We start from the raw sequence: 16,807 nt of genomic DNA on the forward strand, positions 1-16,807 counted from the left end.
ATAGTTTCATCAAAGCACTTACCAAAAGAGAAAATCATCATTTGCCATATAGCGTATGGTCTGCCTGACCTGTTTCCTTTTTCATCAGTAAGATGTTTTTGATGAATGTTTGATGAGAGTACAAACCTTTATATATCAGTGTAGTTATATCCTTATTCATCATTTTATCAAAATAATCAGAGTGTTGTCAACTGTTCTCTTGTTACGGTATAAAACCGTCCTATCCTCCGTATGGGAGAATAGCGGCACTCTCGGGTATAGTCCACTTGATAGGTGTTGTAAGTAAGCGTATTCGGTGCAGGAGTTAATTTCCAGCACTCCTGCAATACCTTACGGACTTGGTGCTTCTCCACCTTTACCTGTGAGTGTACCAGCAAAAAGAAGAAGGTCGTTGTAGCAGAAAGAGAAAGTATCCGTACCAACACTATCCATGATGTCAAGGATAAGTTCTTGCATCTCTATCTCCAATCGGTTGCGGTTGCTGCGGATTATCTTCTGTAAGGCTTCTGTATGCAGCAAGGATGGGGCAAACCACATACGGCTTTCCTTTTCGGAGGATAGCTGTCTGTGTTGCAGGAAATGAAGAAAAGCGGGTATCTCCGCTTTCAGTTTGCAGAAAGTCGGTATCATCGGACTGCAAGCGTTCAATCTTGCGTACCCAATAGCGTGTTTCTCCTGCATCTATGATTACGGGCAGATACTCGTTGTTGGAGCATAGCACGAACTTGGCAAAGAACGCTATCTCGTCACGGTCTTTGCCTTTAGCTTCCACCTTATAGGATAGGGTTGTACTGAGGTTCTTCAACCTCTCGCTGTCCTCCCTGCGGTTGAGCAGCACCTCATCCACCACGATGAGGAGCTTTCCTGCCCAATCGGAATTGAACTGGCTGCGGAAATCCTCGTTGGTGTTGAACGTGACATTGTTCTGAAAAAGGGCTTTCAGAAAGTTGAGAAACGTACTCTTGCCTGTGTTGCGTTCTTCAGATACCAACAGCAGGATGGGCAACTTTTGGATGGGTTGCAGGTAGAGCAGTTGCAGATAGTCCATCCCCAACTCGTATTGCTCTCCGAAGATGTGCCGTATCAATGATTGGATGTGCGAGAAATCACCCTCCTTTGGTCGGTGGTCTATCGGTTCATAGAGGTTAAGGAACTTACCGACCACAGGGCGGTAGCCGATGTGTTCGGGTACGGTGCAGAAACCGTCATACTTGGGAACGCTGCCGATGTAGTCCTTGCCATAGTCTTGGCGCAGGGTCTCGTTGTTCCACGCGATGCGTTTCTTTACATACCCTCCGTTCAGTCTCGGCTGCTCCACAATCTTGTAGAGCGATGTTCCCACTCGGATGAACTCTTCTTTTGCCACGCTGCCATCTGATGGCGGCTTGTGGCTGTCTTGTTGTTTGTTAGCTGACATAATCAAATGGTTTTAAGTTTGAAAAATACCAGCCACAAAAGTATAATCATTTAATGAATAGGTTGTTACGCAAAATACAGCAGAATATAGAAAAAAGCCCCTCGGAACAAAAACTTTCAAAGGTTTGTCAATGGAGTCGGATTGGAAAGACAAAAAAACTCCCGAAATGCGAATGGTCGGATTTCGCTTTTCGGGAGAAAAAATCAGAGTATCTGTCGTATTGTTGTGCTGACGTACAGATTTAATGACTGCATTACGTCAGTCTCTCATCCCAATCTACGAGAGGTATTTGGGCTTGACTATTTCGGCATTGCCCAACGAAAAGAAGATGGTTTGTTTCTTTTTCGCAAGTACAGCCTTTTCATGATGGCATTGCGCACCCGCTTTGCTCCGAATGTGCCGAAGTGGAAAGCGAGGGCAATTATCGTTTCAAGGTTGTAAAACTCCATGCTGCACTTGTCGGATAGGCGTATGGTACGCTTTATCTCGTACTCCCTCAATGCGCCACTTTTGCAAAGAGCCTTTATCCCTGCCCGAACGGTCGGGGCGGTGACACCGAACAAATCCAACAACTCGGATTCGTTCATCCATACATCGGTTGTGTCATTTGGCAAAATAACATTGCCGAACTCGTCTATTGTGATGGTACTTCTTTCCATAGCCCTATGCCATTGTTGTGTTCCCAAAAGATTGGTTCAGTTTGTCACCGAACATTGTAAGGTCGTGGTCTATCTTCTGCGTGGTTATTTTCGCATAGAGTTGGGTTGTAACGATGTTCGTATGTCCTAACACACGGCTGACGCTTTCAATCGGCATACCTTTGCTTAGAGCAAGGGTTGCGAACCCATGCCTCGCACAATGGAATGAGATGTCCTTTGTGATTCCGCACTCTTTTATCATCTTTTTCAATGGCTTGCATATAGACCAATAGTTCAGATTCGGGAAAACGGACTTGTCCGTTTGGAACTCCTCGTAACGCTTGATAATCTGCAAAGGGATGTCAAGCAGTTTCACTTGGAACGGGACTTTGGTCTTGTGCCGTTTGGATAATATCCACTTCTCTCCGTTCACCTCCACTATATCATCGGTGGTCAGTCCCTTGACATCCACGAATGACAGTGCGGTAAAGCTGGCAAAGACAAAGATGTCACGGATGTAGGAAAGTTTGGCATCCGCAAATTCGTGTGTCATCAATGTTTTCAGTTCTTCTTCCGTCAGATACTCACGATCCTTTATGTTAGGGCTTATATGGAACTGCGCAAACGGATTTCTCGGTATTAGTCCGTTGAAGTGCGCACGCATGACCACACCTTTCAGCCACATGCAGTTAGTCCATATACTGCCATTCTGCAATCCTCTGTCGGTGGAAAGGAAAACGGCAAACTCCTTGATGAAGTCGGGTGTCAGTTCAAGCATAGACAGGTCGCTTCGCTTGTAGTTAGCCTTGATGAATGCCGCCACATGGTTTCTTGCACGAACCCTTGCCATGTAAGTTCCTTTTACACGGTCCGTCCCCACACGCTTTTGAAACGTTGCGTTGTCCTTGTCAAACGCTCCAAGCAGTGTTTCATACTCGCTGCCGATTCCTTGATAGGCATTGCGCACCATTTCTGCCGTAACATACGCCTCTCTGTCTGAAATGCGCTGGTAGTGCTTGATGATTTGCGCCTTGATGTTGTCTAAAGCGTGGTTAATGTCCCTCGCTTCAATACTCTTGCCTTTGGCTCTGTTGCCCTTCGCATCCCAAAGCGCTTTCGGGATGGTCTGCTTGCAACTGAACTGCGCCACAGAACCGTTGATTGTCACTCGTCCCATGATGGGGACAATACCGTTTTTCTCCTTGCTGCCGTTCACGTAGAACAGCACTTTGAATGTACTTCTTGCCATACTCGTTTTTTTGTTTGCAAAGTTAAATATCAACGAGTTAAACCTTGCTACGCAAAACGGTGACAAACGGTGCAATAGCGTCCTACATGTATTAAATCTTACATCTTCTTGGGTAATGATTTGCAAACCGTTCTCCTGCTATATTCTGCTTTTCCTTGCATTTTCCGCTTTTTCGGTTTGACCTCATCTGACACCGTAACGACATTGGTACAAAGTCTTTTAGCGTCATTTCTCCCATCTCTCTCGGTTGTTCCAGCATTTTCGTGTAATTTTGTAATCGTTATGCGGCAGTAATAATATACATATTAATACGAGTTAGTAATCCTGTAGTTCTCATATGCTACGAGGAGGTATTAAAAGGTGCGTTTCGACAATGCATCTACTGTAGTATATTATTGCTTAATCCAAATGAATATTATAAATTTAGGAATTCTTGCTCACATTGATGCAGGAAAAACTTCCGTAACCGAGAATCTGCTGTTTGCCAGTGGAGCAACGGAAAAGTGCGGCCGTGTGGATAATGGTGACACCATAACGGACTCTATGGATATAGAGAAACGTAGAGGAATTACTGTCCGGGCTTCTACGACATCTATTATCTGGAATGGAGTGAAATGCAATATCATTGACACTCCGGGACACATGGATTTTATTGCGGAAGTGGAGCGGACATTCAAAATGCTTGATGGAGCAGTCCTCATCTTATCCGCAAAGGAAGGCATACAAGCGCAGACAAAGTTGCTGTTCAGTACTTTACAAAAGCTGCAAATCCCGACAATTATATTTATCAATAAGATTGACCGTGCCGGTGTGAATTTGGAGCGTTTGTATATGGATATAAAAACAAATCTGTCGCAAGATGTCCTGTTTATGCAAACTGTTGTCGATGGATCGGTTTATCCGGTTTGCTCCCAAACATATATAAAGGAAGAATACAAAGAATTTGTATGCAACCATGACGACGATATATTAGAACGATATTTGGCGGATAGCGAAATTTCACCGGCTGATTATTGGAATACGATAATCGCTCTTGTGGCAAAAGCCAAAGTCTATCCGGTGCTACATGGATCAGCAATGTTCAATATCGGTATCAATGAGTTGTTGGACGCCATTTCTTCTTTTATACTTCCTCCGGCATCAGTCTCAAACAGACTTTCAGCTTATCTCTATAAGATAGAGCATGACCCCAAAGGGCATAAAAGAAGTTTTCTTAAAATAATTGACGGAAGTCTGAGACTTCGAGACGTTGTAAGAATCAACGATTCGGAAAAATTCATCAAGATTAAAAATCTAAAGACTATTTATCAGGGCAGAGAGATAAATGTTGATGAAGTGGGTGCCAATGATATCGCGATTGTAGAAGATATAGAAGATTTTCGAATCGGAGATTATTTAGGTGCTAAACCTTGTTTGATTCAAGGATTATCTCATCAGCATCCCGCTCTCAAATCCTCCGTCCGGCCAAATAAGCCCGAAGAGAGAAGCAAGGTGATATCCGCTCTGAATACATTGTGGATTGAAGACCCGTCTTTGTCCTTTTCCATAAACTCATATAGTGATGAATTGGAAATCTCGTTATATGGTTTGACCCAAAAGGAAATCATACAGACATTGCTGGAAGAACGATTTTCCGTAAAGGTCCATTTTGATGAGATCAAGACTATCTACAAAGAACGACCTATAAAAAAGGTCAATAAGATTATTCAGATCGAAGTACCACCCAACCCTTACTGGGCCACAATAGGGCTGACTCTTGAACCCTTACCGTTAGGGGCAGGGTTGCAAATCGAAAGTGACATCTCCTATGGTTATCTGAACCATTCTTTTCAAAATGCCGTTTTTGAAGGGATTCGTATGTCTTGCCAATCTGGTTTACATGGATGGGAAGTGACAGATCTGAAAGTAACTTTTACTCAAGCCGAGTATTATAGCCCGGTAAGTACACCTGCTGATTTCAGACAGCTGACCCCTTATGTCTTCAGGCTGGCTTTGCAACAGTCAGGTGTGGACATTCTCGAACCGATGCTCTGTTTTGAGTTGCAGATACCCCAAGTAGCGAGTTCCAAAGCTATTACAGATTTGCAAAAACTGATGTCTGAGATTGAAGACATCAGTTGTAATAATGAGTGGTGTCATATTAAAGGGAAAGTTCCATTAAATACAAGTAAAGACTATGCCTCAGAAGTAAGTTCGTACACTAAGGGCTTAGGCATTTTTATGGTTAAGCCATGTGGGTATCAAATAACAAAAGACGGTTATTCTGATAATATCCGCATGAACGAAAAAGATAAACTTTTATTCATGTTCCAAAAATCAATGTCATTAAAATAATGGAGCGGTCAGGAAATTTCTATAAGGCAATACGGTTGGGATATATACTTATCTCCATTCTTATCGGATGTATGGCATATAATAGCCTCTATGAATGGCAGGAGATAGAAGCATTAGAACTTGGCAATAAAAAAATAGACGAGCTCCGAAAAGAAATAAACAATATCAATATTCAAATGATAAAATTTTCTCTATTGGGTGAAACAATACTGGAATGGAACGATAAAGATATCGAGCATTACCATGCACGGCGTATGGCAATGGACAGTATGCTCTGCCGTTTCAAGGCCACCTATCCAGCAGAGCGCATCGATAGTGTGCGCAGTCTTTTAGAGGATAAGGAACGACAGATGTTCCAGATAGTCCGGTTAATGGATGAACAACAATCTATTAACAAGAAGATAGCCAATCAAATTCCGGTTATTGTACAGAAAAGTGTGCAGGAACAGTCCAAAAAGCCAAAACGAAAAGGTTTCTTAGGCATATTCGGCAAAAAAAAGGAAGTAACTCCAGCAGTATCAACCACTATCCTTCATTCGGTCAATAGAAACGTAATCAGCGAACAGAAAGTGCAGGATCGCCAATTGTCGGAAGAAGCCGACAGCCTTGCAGCTCGTAATGCAGAACTTAACAGACAACTGCAAGAATTGATTTGCCAAATAGAAGAAAAGGTACAAACCGAACTGCAAAGCCGGGAAAACGAAATAGTTGCCATGCGTGAAAAGTCATTTATGCAAGTAGGCGGTTTAATGGGATTCGTTCTTCTATTGTTGTTAATTTCCTACATCATCATACATCGTGATGCAAAAAGCATTAAACAATACAAGCACAAGACAACTGATTTGATAAGGCAACTGGAACAATCCGTACAACGGAACGAGGCACTGATAACGTCAAGGAAGAAGGCGGTACATACTATCACCCATGAACTGCGCACACCGCTGACAGCAATAACAGGCTATGCCGGACTGATACGGAAAGAACAGTGTGAGGATAAGTCCGGGCAGTATATCCAAAACATACTGCAATCCTCCGACCGTATGCGGGATATGCTTAACACTTTGCTTGACTTCTTCCGCCTGGACAACGGCAAGGAACAGCCCCGTCTGTCACCCTGCCGGATTTCAGCAATCACGCACACACTTGAAACGGAGTTCATGCCTGTTGCCGTGAACAAAGGGCTGTCCTTGTCCGTGAAGACTGGACACGATGCCATTGTATTGACCGACAAAGAGCGAATAATACAAATCGGGAATAACCTGCTGTCAAACGCTGTCAAGTTCACAGAAGAAGGCGGTGTTTCTTTGATTACTGAATATGATAATGGAGTTCTGACACTGGTCGTTGAAGATACAGGTACAGGCATGACAGAAGAGGAACAGAAACAAGCGTTCGGTGCGTTTGAACGTCTATCAAATGCCGCCGCAAAGGAGGGTTTCGGGCTTGGGCTTGCCATAATGCGTAATATTGTGTCGATGCTTGGCGGAACAATCCGTTTAGACAGCAAGAAAGGGAAAGGCAGTCGTTTCACAGTTGAAATTTCTATGCAGGAAGCTGAAGAACAGCTTGGATATACAAGCAATACACCTGTTTATCATAACAATAAATTCCATGATGTTGTCGCCATTGACAATGATGAGGTATTACTTCTGATGCTGAAAGAGATGTATTCCCAAGAAGGAATACACTGCGACACTTGCACCGATGCTGCGGCACTGATGGAAATGATACGCCAGAAAGAATACAGCCTGTTGCTGACAGACTTGAATATGCCCGATATAAACGGTTTCGAATTGCTGGAACTGTTGCGTTCGTCCAACGTGGGCAATTCACCAACAATCCCGGTGGTTGTGGCAACCGCTTCGGGCAGTTGTAACAAAGGGGAACTATTGGCAAAAGGCTTTGCCGGATGCCTGTTCAAACCGTTCTCCATATCGGAACTGATGGAGGTTTCCGACAGGTGTGCCATAAAAGCGACACCGGACGGGAAACCGGACTTTTCCGCCTTATTGTCCTATGGCAATGAAGCCGTCATGCTGGAAAAGTTGATAACTGAAACAGAAAAGGAAATGCAGGCGGTACGGGATGCAGCAAAAGAAAAAGACCTGCAAAAGCTGGATTCCCTGATCCACCACCTGCGCAGTTCGTGGGAGGTGCTCCGTGCCGACCAACCGCTGAATGTACTTTACGGATTGCTTCGTGGCGATGCTCTCCCGGATGGTGAAGCGTTAAGCCATGCCGTGACTGCCGTGCTGGATAAGGGAGTGGAAATAATACGGTTGGCAGAAGAGGAAAGGAGAAAATACGAAGATGAATAAGACAAAAATAATTGTGGTGGAAGACAACATCGTGTATTGCGAATATGTCTGCAATATGCTGTCACGGGAGGGCTACCGCAATATGAAGGCTTACCACCTCTCAACCGCGAAGAAACATCTGCAACAGGCAACAGATAATGATATCGTGGTTGCCGACCTGCGTCTGCCTGACGGCAGTGGCATAGACCTTTTGTGCTGGATGCGAAAGGAGGGAAAGATGCAGCCCTTCATCATTATGACCGACTACGCCGAAGTTAATACCGCCGTGGAAAGCATGAAACTCGGCTCGATAGACTATATTCCCAAACAGCTTGTGGAGGATAAACTTGTCCCCCTGATCCGTTCCATACTGAAAGAACGTCAGGCAGGACAACGCCGTATGCCTATATTCGCCCGTGAAGGTTCCGCCTTTCAGAAAATCATGCACCGCATAAGGCTGGTAGCCGCCACCGATATGAGCGTGATGATATTTGGTGAGAACGGCACGGGCAAGGAGCATATTGCCCACCTGTTGCATGACAAGAGCAAACGTGCAGGCAAGCCATTTGTGGCGGTGGACTGCGGTTCACTCTCCAAAGAGCTTGCACCGTCGGCTTTCTTCGGACACGTCAAAGGTGCATTTACAGGTGCGGACAATGCCAAGAAAGGATATTTCCATGAGGCGGAAGGCGGCACGTTGTTTCTGGACGAGGTAGGAAACCTCGCGTTGGAAACCCAACAGATGTTGCTCCGTGCCATACAGGAGAGGCGGTATCGCCCGGTCGGAGACAAGGCAGACCGGAATTTCAATGTCCGCATCATCGCTGCTACCAATGAAGATTTGGAGGTATCGGTGAATGAAAAGCGTTTTCGGCAGGATCTTCTGTACCGCCTGCACGACTTCGGGATAACCGTTCCTCCGTTGCGTGACTGTCAAGAAGACATTATGCCGCTGGCAGAGTTCTTCCGTGATATGGCAAACAGAGAGCTGGAGTGTAGCGTGAGCGGGTTCAGTTCCGAAGCACGTAAAGCGTTGCTGACACACGCATGGCCGGGCAACGTGCGGGAACTTCGGCAGAAAGTTATGGGTGCTGTATTGCAGGCGCAGGAAGGTGTTGTCATGAAAGAGCATCTGGAACTTGCCGTGACGAAACCGACCTCTACTGTCAGCTTCGCCTTGCGCAATGACGCGGAGGATAAGGAGCGGATATTGCGTGCGTTGAAACAGGCAAACGGCAACCGGAGTGTCGCCGCAGAACTGCTCGGCATAGGCAGGACAACACTATACAGCAAACTTGAAGAGTATGGACTTAAATATAAATTCAAGCAATCATAGCCCGTAATTCACTGAATTTGGCTATCTTTGCATAACATTTGAGAAAAACGGCGATTGGCAGGAGCTTTTCGCCGCCAACATATAGGATAAGACCGCAAGGCGTTTCAAGCGAAAATCTGGTAAATTGGAACTACGGAGACGATTGCGTGATGCTTATGCTATGCTTACGCATAGCGTGCATTCACGTACTCTCCGTAAAGGCTTTACCAGAGCCATCGCTTGAAGGTAGTGTGAATTGCACGCTACTTTTTTACCCTTGCCTAACGAAAGGAAACGATTATGGGTAAAGTTCAGATTCTCGCCGTACTGACGATGGACGGATGTCTTTCTTCAGAGTTATATGATAAAGCACATCAGGATTTGTGCCTTGACCGTTGCGGTCTTGATGAAATCAGGAAGAAAGCCTTTTACCGTGTGACACCGGACTATTCCATTTCAATGCTGCACGAATGGAGAAAAGACTGCACAAACATCCGTTACCTCGCGGAAGCCACACCGGACACGGCAGACTATATAAACGGACTGCTGCGGATGCACGCTGTGGATGAAATCATACTATACACCGTTCCTTTCATATCCGGAAGCGGACGACATTTTTTTAAGTCGGCTCTGCCAGAGCAACACTGGACGCTTTCCTCTTTGAAAAGCTATCCCAACGGTGTATGTCGCATTATCTATATCCTTGATAAAAAAGCAAGATAGCCAAAATGTGCGGCAAGCATACATTTCTATTTTCAGGAATAGAATAAATGTTCCGATTACAAACAATTTAAGTCGGAGATAATTTGTCCTTGTGAAAAAATACTGAATTTTATACCTCTGAAATCCAGCACTTTGTAAAATTGAGTGTTGGATTTTTTATTTTCTGCCGCGTTTTTGCCAATTATATTCATGTGCGCGCACGCAGAAAACAAAGTGTAATTTTCAAAATTGACAGAACCATGAATTATTTCTTGCTGGCGGAAACCGACTTTTTCCGCCTGATAAACGAAGCCGGCGACTGCAATATGGAAACGGCATACACGGCTTTCGCCACCCAAGTGATCGAACTGTGCAACGGCGGCATGGACATGAACCTTACCGTCATCGCGCTTGCCTACATCGAAATCGAGTTGCAGCACCATCCCGTACGTAATCTGTCAGAAGAAAAAGAGATTGCCGCCTACGTCAGCAAGGCTCTGTCTTTCGTAAGAAAGATGCAGAAATTCCTTGCCACGCCCCAAGTGCCACCACTAATATCCGCCAACAACGCAACAGAAACCACCGCCAGCCTTCTTCAATGGACGGGCAATGCCATCGACCTCGTGGAACTTATCTACGGCATAGACGTGATGGGCTGCATCAACAACGGCAATATGCCGCTCAAACAGCTCGCCCCACTTCTCTATAAGATATTCGGGGTTGATTCTAAAGACTGCTACCGCTTCTACACTGATATCAAACGCCGGAAGAACGAAAGCCGCACCTATTTCATTGACAGGATGCAGGAAAAACTGAACGAGAGAATGTTGCGTGATGAGGAGTTGGAGCGGATGAGAAAATAAAAAAATATCCATTACATATGAGAAGACAGGAATACTCGTATCCTGTCTTTTTATTTTCATTTAATTATATATTAATTAGCACAATATATGTGAGTTTTTCATTCCTATAAGGACAAATTTCAGAAACGTATGTCTGGTAAATTATTGAGTCATCATAGTATGAACATATATCATTACTAAAAACAATGAAACAACTTCCATAAGATTGTGGTTGTAAAAATCGCCATTTAATAGCCCGTTTTTTTTGTAAAATTCGCCAATTAAAAAAATATGATTATCTTTGCATTATATTTTATAAGGTATGGAAACAGTAAATAGAATACTTCAAGAGAAGATTACAGCACGAATCGCGCCCAATAAAGCAGTACTGATTTTTGGTGCTCGCCGTGTTGGTAAAACGGTAATGATGCGTAAAATTGTGGACAACTATTCAGGTAGGACGATGATGCTCAACGGCGAAGACTACGACACATTAGCACTATTGGAGAATCGCTCAATAGCCAATTATCGGCATTTATTGGATGGTATTGATTTGCTGGCTATTGATGAGGCACAGAACATACCACAAATCGGTAGTATTCTGAAGTTGATAGTTGATGAAATACCGGGAATAAGTGTCTTGGCAAGTGGTTCTTCGTCATTCGATTTGCTGAATAAGACTGGTGAACCGTTGGTCGGCCGCAGTACGCAATTTCTCCTTACACCATTCTCGCAACGGGAAATCGCACAGACGGAAACGGCACTTGAAACCCGCCAGAACCTCGAAGCGCGCTTGATTTACGGTTCCTATCCCGAAGTAGTAATGATGGAGAACTATGAACGTAAAACAGACTACCTACGTGATATTGTCGGTGCATACCTGCTTAAAGATATCTTAGCAATTGACGGCTTAAAAAATTCGAGCAAGATGCGCGATCTACTGCGATTGATAGCTTTTCAGTTGGGCAGCGAAGTTTCTTACGAAGAGTTAGGTAAACAACTCGGCATGAGCAAGACGACCGTTGAAAAATACCTCGACCTATTGGAAAAGGTCTTCGTTATCTATCGTCTGGGGGCTTATTCGCGTAACCTACGCAAGGAGGTTACAAAAGCTGGCAAGTGGTACTTCTACGACAACGGCATTCGCAATGCCATTATCGGGGCTTTCTCACCGCTGGCCATTCGGCAGGATGTCGGTGCGCTGTGGGAGAACTACATCATCGGAGAGCGGCGCAAAGCGAACTTCAATGAGGGACTGCACAGGGAGTTCTATTTCTGGCGCACCTACGACAAACAGGAAATCGACCTGATTGAGGAGAGTGCCGACAGTCTTACCGCCTTGGAGTTCAAGTGGGGAAATAAAATGCCGGCCGCACCGAAAGCCTTCCAAGAAGCCTATCCCTATGCCGAGTTTCATGTGGTAAATCGGGAGAATTATTTGGAGTTCGTATAATCAATAAATTACGTATATGGAAACAAAACTACAATCCAAACAGCAATATCCGCGGTTTATCCAAAATAAACCGTGTGGTATTGACAAATTCGATGGAGGTTCGCAAGAAAGGTTGGCAAAAACTATTGCTCGCCATTTTTGTCAGAATGATTCATTGGATGAGGAATGTACTTTACCTCGAATTATCGGCATCGAAGGTATTTGGGGATCTGGAAAATCCAACGTGGTTAAAATGTTGGAACGTGAATTATCAGACGACTATTACTTTTTTGAGTATGACGCATGGGGACATCAAGAGGACTTGCAACGCCGCTCTATATTGGAATTGCTTACAAGCAAACTTATTGATGATGGTATCCTATCTGGAAATGCAACAATAAAAGTCAAAGGTGGAGGTACGAAAACCGTATCATGGTCTGAAAAGCTGAAATATTTATTAGCCCGTAAAACGGAGACCGTAACCGAAAAATATCCCCTTATCAGTAATGGTATGGTTGCGGCATTTTTGGTTGCAGTTTTAACTCCGATATTTACATTTATTGCGTATGCAGTAAAACCTACACCCACAACATGGTGGTTTTCTTTATTGTCTATTATCATAGCTGCACTGCCAGTTCTTATTGCATTGTGCGTTTGGAAATGGGCATATAGCAAAGATCATAAATATGGATGGAGTTATATGTTAGCTATTTATCAAGATAAAGTCGAAAAGGACGTTTGCTATGAGACTTTGAGCGAAGACGAACCAACGGTTTACGAGTTCAAAACATGGATGCAAGACATTTCTGATTTTATCAAGGAAAAAGGACAACGTAAATTAGTCCTTGTTTTTGACAACATGGATCGTCTCCCCGCTGAAAAAGTAAAAGAATTATGGTCTTCTATCCATACGTTCTTCGCCGATAGCGGTTTTGAAAATGTTTGGGCTGTTATTCCTTTCGATGAAACACATTTAGCTTGTGCATTCGGAGATGAGACCGACGAACAAACGAAACAACTGACCAAGTATTTTATCAATAAAACTTTCCCTATTGTTTATCGTGTTGCTCCTCCTGTTATTACCGACTATCGAAGTATATTCAACAAACTGTTTGTTGAAGCATTTGGAGAAACAGAAAATGAAGCGAAAGAAACTATAAATCGGATATTCAGATTGGTAAATCCTAATGCCAATGTTAGGGAAATTATATCATATATCAATGAGATGGTCGCTCTTAAACAAGAGTGGTGTAACGAAATTTTGATGATAAACATAGCATTGTTCTGTTTGAAGAAGACGGATATTCTGGCAAATCCAGTAGAACAAATATTGTCCGGCGACTATCTGAATGGCATTCAAACAATAATTAACAATGATCTGCAAACACAACGCGAAATTGCAGCTTTGGTATATGGTGTCGATGTTGAAGATGCTCGACAAATTCCATTGAAAAAATATATTGAAGGCTGCATCAACGGAGAAGAAGACCACGACATAAATCAATATGCAGAGACTAATAAACAATTTGACACTGTATTAGAAGAAGTTATACAATGTATGGACAATGCGCTTATCGATAAGATTATACATTGTTTGCATAAATTAACTCGAAAGAGCGATGTTATTCTGCGTGTATGGCAAAGAATAGCACAATTGAAATTAAAAGAATCCATAGAGAAGCAGGTGTTCCCTGTCGAATACCAAGAACTGCTGTTGCATTTAGACACGGAAAGCCAAAACCATGTGATTGCTCAATTATATAAGAAGATAGTTCGGTTCAATGACTTCAATGGCGGCGACTATTTCAAAACGTTAGATGCAATAGACAGGTTTATTGCGCAAAATAAGTTGGCGTGCGATTTTACGTCATTGATTGAAGCAAAAACAGTCAAGCCAAATACATTTATCGATTATATTCAAGCTGCAAATGCAACAGATGCTGCCTATCGGGATAACGCGACAACTAAAGCATATAAATATTATCAAGTAGCAACAAATTCGGAGGCGCTCGATAATTATTTGGCAAACTTACTACCCGATAATTTCGACCATGCAGATATTGTAAAACGTTAAAAGATAATTCTACCTATACGTTTCCAACGCTTTTGCAAGCGATCACGAATTGCATTGATGAACAGAATGTAAATAAAGATAATATAGGGGCTATATTTACAACCTATCGTTTATTGGCATCTGACGAAGAAAGACCTTTACCTGTAACGTTAGATTCAACCTACATAAATCAGTTGCATTCTGAATTAGAAACTGATGGCCGAAACATTAAAGAGTCTGGATATTACGATTTAGTCGCCATGCAATTGGCACATGGTCATTCCGTTTCCTTAATAGAGGGTGGAGATATAAAATATGTTGCAGAACTCATGGACTATTATGTGGATCATGGAGACTTATTAGTAAATAGTGTGGGATGGAATATACCGCTATTAAATGAAACACTACAATACATGGTAAATCATAAACTTGGCTATAAATTATTGCTCTCAGACATATTGCCCCAATTTGAAGATATTAAGAACAGAATAGGTGTAACGGATGAGGTATTTATCGAGCATTTAGCAGAGTGGAATACCGATTTGGATAAGTATATCACTAAGAACAATATTAAAGATGTAATTCCTGACGCATCTTTTTACGATTTGACCACTAAAATAAGCAATGTCCTGACCGATCATATCAATAAAATAGCGTTCGAAGCGTTGTCTGAAATAAGTGTTGATACATTATACGCCCAAAGAACAGCACATACATCATATTATTGGTTTGTCGCAATAAAACATTTACTGGCTAAAATCAAATCCTTGCCAGATAACTTGACTGAATTTGGCAAAAAGATTCTGATGGATATTGCTTCTGGAACTCAAAGTTTGAATCCTTTCCCTAATTGTTTCAAGAATATAGTTGAAAGATTGGATAAACGAAAAATTAAATCGACAGTTACCGATATAAGAAATGATTTCTGCATCGGTAAAAAGACTATCAATGCAATAAAGTTTCAATTTTTCGAAACATGGCTTAGATCGCATGGTAATTTGAAAAGTCAAGCTGGAGACGTTATTGATAAAATAGTGAAACCTGTAATTTCCGATGGGGCATGCCGTTCATTGATTCTGCAAAACAAAGATTTTTATATGGATTTAATAAATACAGCAGGGGATGATGCTTATGAATTGAAAAAGAGTCTCCGAAACCTCATACAAAAAGATTCAGATCCGCAATTGGTTAAATTTGTCAATTCGATAGATTCAGTACCTGAGGTTGAAACCGCGTAAGTATTTGTCTAACAAGTCCGAATTTTACGATTTTACCCGTCAGAACTGAAGTGCCCCCCAAAAAAATTGTATCCAACTTTTGGGGGTCACTTCAAACTTCGATAGGGATAATTTTCAATTTTGGGGACTTGTTAGACAGTCTCATTATCTGGTAGCAGTTTACACAGCACCGGATCGTTTTTGATACGCTCCAGTTCCTCCTGCACAATCTGCTTCACCTCTTCCTTGATGCGCCGGTAGTTCGCCTGCACCGTTTCCTTCATGCGGTCGTTGCCGTCCTCGTCCGTGAAGTTTGTAATGACGGGAATTTTCTTGTAGGCACTTTCTTCCCGTTTCACCTTTTCGGCATCCACCACAATCTCGCAATGAAAAATCTTCTGCTCGATACGCTCGTTGAAGTTGTCGGATACAGAACCGACAAACATTCCCTGCGTAAGCCCGGAAATCTTACTCGGTGGAATGAGCGCGTCCATCTGCGTGTTGATGGAGGTGGAAACATCCTGCCGGTTGATGGAGATGGACTGCCGTTTCTGCAACACCTTACCGAACCGCTCGGAGAGCGTCTTGGCTGTTTCCCCCACCACCTGACCGGAGAAAATATTGCCGACAGTGTTCATCACCACTTTCGCCTCTTTGTCCCCGTAGTCACGCACTAACTGGCTGAAATCCTGAAAGCCCAGACACACGGCAACCTTGTTGCTTCGGGCGGTAGCTATAAGATTGTCCAACCCTTTGAAGTATATTGTGGGCAACTCGTCGATGATGACCGATGACTTCAGCATCCCCTTCTTGTTGATGAGCTTCACGATACGGGAATTATACAGACCGAGTGCCGCACCGTAGATATTCTGACGGTCGGGATTGTTACCCACGCAGAGGATTTTCGGCTCTTCGGGATTGTTGATGTCCAGCGTAAACTCGCTGTCTGACATCACCCAGTAGAGCTGCGGTGAAATCATCCTCGAAAGCGGGATTTTTGCCGACGCTATCTGACCCATGAGCTGCTCCGCAGCCCCTCCAAGCCACGCATCCATGAACGGCGAAAGGTAGTTCTCCAGCTCCGGATAAGAGGTCAGTATCGGAAATATATCCTCGTAACGGCGGTTCAGAAACTCGATAGCATGGGGAAACGTGCAAAACTTCCCGTTCTGATAGATTTTGAGATACCAGATAATACTGGCAAACAGAATGATAGGTGACTCCACGAAGAAGTCGCCCTGCTTTTGCACATCGGGTAAGTCAAGGGCATTGCTGCCCCCTTCTCCCCTAAGAACCGTACATGAGAGTTTC

At 43.3% G+C, this 16,807-nt stretch carries 8 protein-coding genes and 3 pseudogenes; 7 read left to right on the forward strand and 4 right to left on the reverse strand.

The window, feature by feature from the left end:
* Positions 1 to 176 precede the first annotated feature (176 nt).
* From P3L47_RS06080 to P3L47_RS06090, 3 genes and pseudogenes are all read right to left on the reverse strand, one after another.
* A pseudogene (locus tag P3L47_RS06080) lies at positions 177 to 1,417 on the reverse strand (primase-helicase family protein).
* Positions 1,418 to 1,716: 299 nt separating this feature from the next.
* Complete coding sequence (locus P3L47_RS06085) at positions 1,717 to 2,076, reverse strand: virulence RhuM family protein (protein ID WP_277783021.1); 360 nt, start codon at positions 2,074 to 2,076, stop codon at positions 1,717 to 1,719.
* A gap of 4 nt (positions 2,077 to 2,080) precedes the next feature.
* On the reverse strand, positions 2,081 to 3,304 hold the full coding sequence (locus P3L47_RS06090) for a site-specific integrase (protein WP_117748429.1): 1,224 nt from the start codon (positions 3,302 to 3,304) through the stop codon (positions 2,081 to 2,083).
* 408 nt (positions 3,305 to 3,712) lie between these two features.
* On the opposite strand from P3L47_RS06090, the gene tet(Q) reads away from it, so the two are divergent.
* From tet(Q) to P3L47_RS06125, 7 genes and pseudogenes are all read left to right on the forward strand, one after another.
* The gene (tet(Q), locus tag P3L47_RS06095; protein ID WP_004291466.1) at positions 3,713 to 5,638 is read left to right on the forward strand and encodes a tetracycline resistance ribosomal protection protein Tet(Q); all 1,926 of its coding nucleotides are present in this window, start codon (positions 3,713 to 3,715) and stop codon (positions 5,636 to 5,638) included.
* Positions 5,638 to 7,956, forward strand: a complete 2,319-nt coding sequence (locus P3L47_RS06100; protein WP_094582190.1) for a hybrid sensor histidine kinase/response regulator — start codon at positions 5,638 to 5,640, stop codon at positions 7,954 to 7,956. The genes tet(Q) and P3L47_RS06100 overlap by 1 nt, the downstream gene beginning before the upstream one ends.
* Positions 7,949 to 9,271: a sigma-54-dependent transcriptional regulator gene (locus P3L47_RS06105; protein WP_004291471.1), complete on the forward strand. Its 1,323-nt coding sequence runs from the start codon at positions 7,949 to 7,951 to the stop codon at positions 9,269 to 9,271. Before P3L47_RS06100 ends, P3L47_RS06105 begins: the two co-directional genes overlap by 8 nt.
* 279 nt (positions 9,272 to 9,550) lie before the next feature.
* Complete coding sequence (locus P3L47_RS06110) at positions 9,551 to 9,973, forward strand: dihydrofolate reductase family protein (protein ID WP_004291474.1); 423 nt, start codon at positions 9,551 to 9,553, stop codon at positions 9,971 to 9,973.
* Between the two features lie 239 nt (positions 9,974 to 10,212).
* Positions 10,213 to 10,815, forward strand: a complete 603-nt coding sequence (locus P3L47_RS06115; RefSeq protein ID WP_277783022.1) for an RteC domain-containing protein — start codon at positions 10,213 to 10,215, stop codon at positions 10,813 to 10,815.
* 301 nt (positions 10,816 to 11,116) lie between these two features.
* Positions 11,117 to 12,247 carry an ATP-binding protein gene (locus P3L47_RS06120; RefSeq protein ID WP_004291480.1) on the forward strand — a complete coding sequence of 377 codons (1,131 nt, stop codon included), beginning with the start codon at positions 11,117 to 11,119 and terminating at the stop codon, positions 12,245 to 12,247.
* A 16-nt stretch (positions 12,248 to 12,263) separates the two neighbouring features.
* Positions 12,264 to 15,517, forward strand: a pseudogene (locus tag P3L47_RS06125) (P-loop NTPase fold protein).
* A gap of 131 nt (positions 15,518 to 15,648) precedes the next feature.
* Here the strand turns inward: P3L47_RS06125 and P3L47_RS06130 are convergent.
* A pseudogene (locus P3L47_RS06130) lies at positions 15,649 to 16,746 on the reverse strand (TraM recognition domain-containing protein); the annotation flags it as partial.
* Positions 16,747 to 16,807 lie beyond the last annotated feature (61 nt).

This window comes from Parabacteroides chongii (assembly GCF_029581355.1).
Classification (GTDB): Bacteria; Bacteroidota; Bacteroidia; order Bacteroidales; family Tannerellaceae; genus Parabacteroides; species Parabacteroides chongii.

What these genes read in the sequence shown, in the direction of transcription:
- P3L47_RS06085 (WP_277783021.1), bottom strand. Translation starts at nt 2,076, where the DNA reads ATGGAAAGAAGTACCATCACAATAGACGAGTTCGGCAATGTTATTTTG.
- P3L47_RS06090 (WP_117748429.1), bottom strand. Translation starts at nt 3,304, where the DNA reads ATGGCAAGAAGTACATTCAAAGTGCTGTTCTACGTGAACGGCAGCAAG.
- P3L47_RS06100 (WP_094582190.1), top strand. Translation starts at nt 5,638, where the DNA reads ATGGAGCGGTCAGGAAATTTCTATAAGGCAATACGGTTGGGATATATA.
- P3L47_RS06105 (WP_004291471.1), top strand. Translation starts at nt 7,949, where the DNA reads ATGAATAAGACAAAAATAATTGTGGTGGAAGACAACATCGTGTATTGC.
- P3L47_RS06110 (WP_004291474.1), top strand. Translation starts at nt 9,551, where the DNA reads ATGGGTAAAGTTCAGATTCTCGCCGTACTGACGATGGACGGATGTCTT.
- P3L47_RS06115 (WP_277783022.1), top strand. Translation starts at nt 10,213, where the DNA reads ATGAATTATTTCTTGCTGGCGGAAACCGACTTTTTCCGCCTGATAAAC.
- P3L47_RS06120 (WP_004291480.1), top strand. Translation starts at nt 11,117, where the DNA reads ATGGAAACAGTAAATAGAATACTTCAAGAGAAGATTACAGCACGAATC.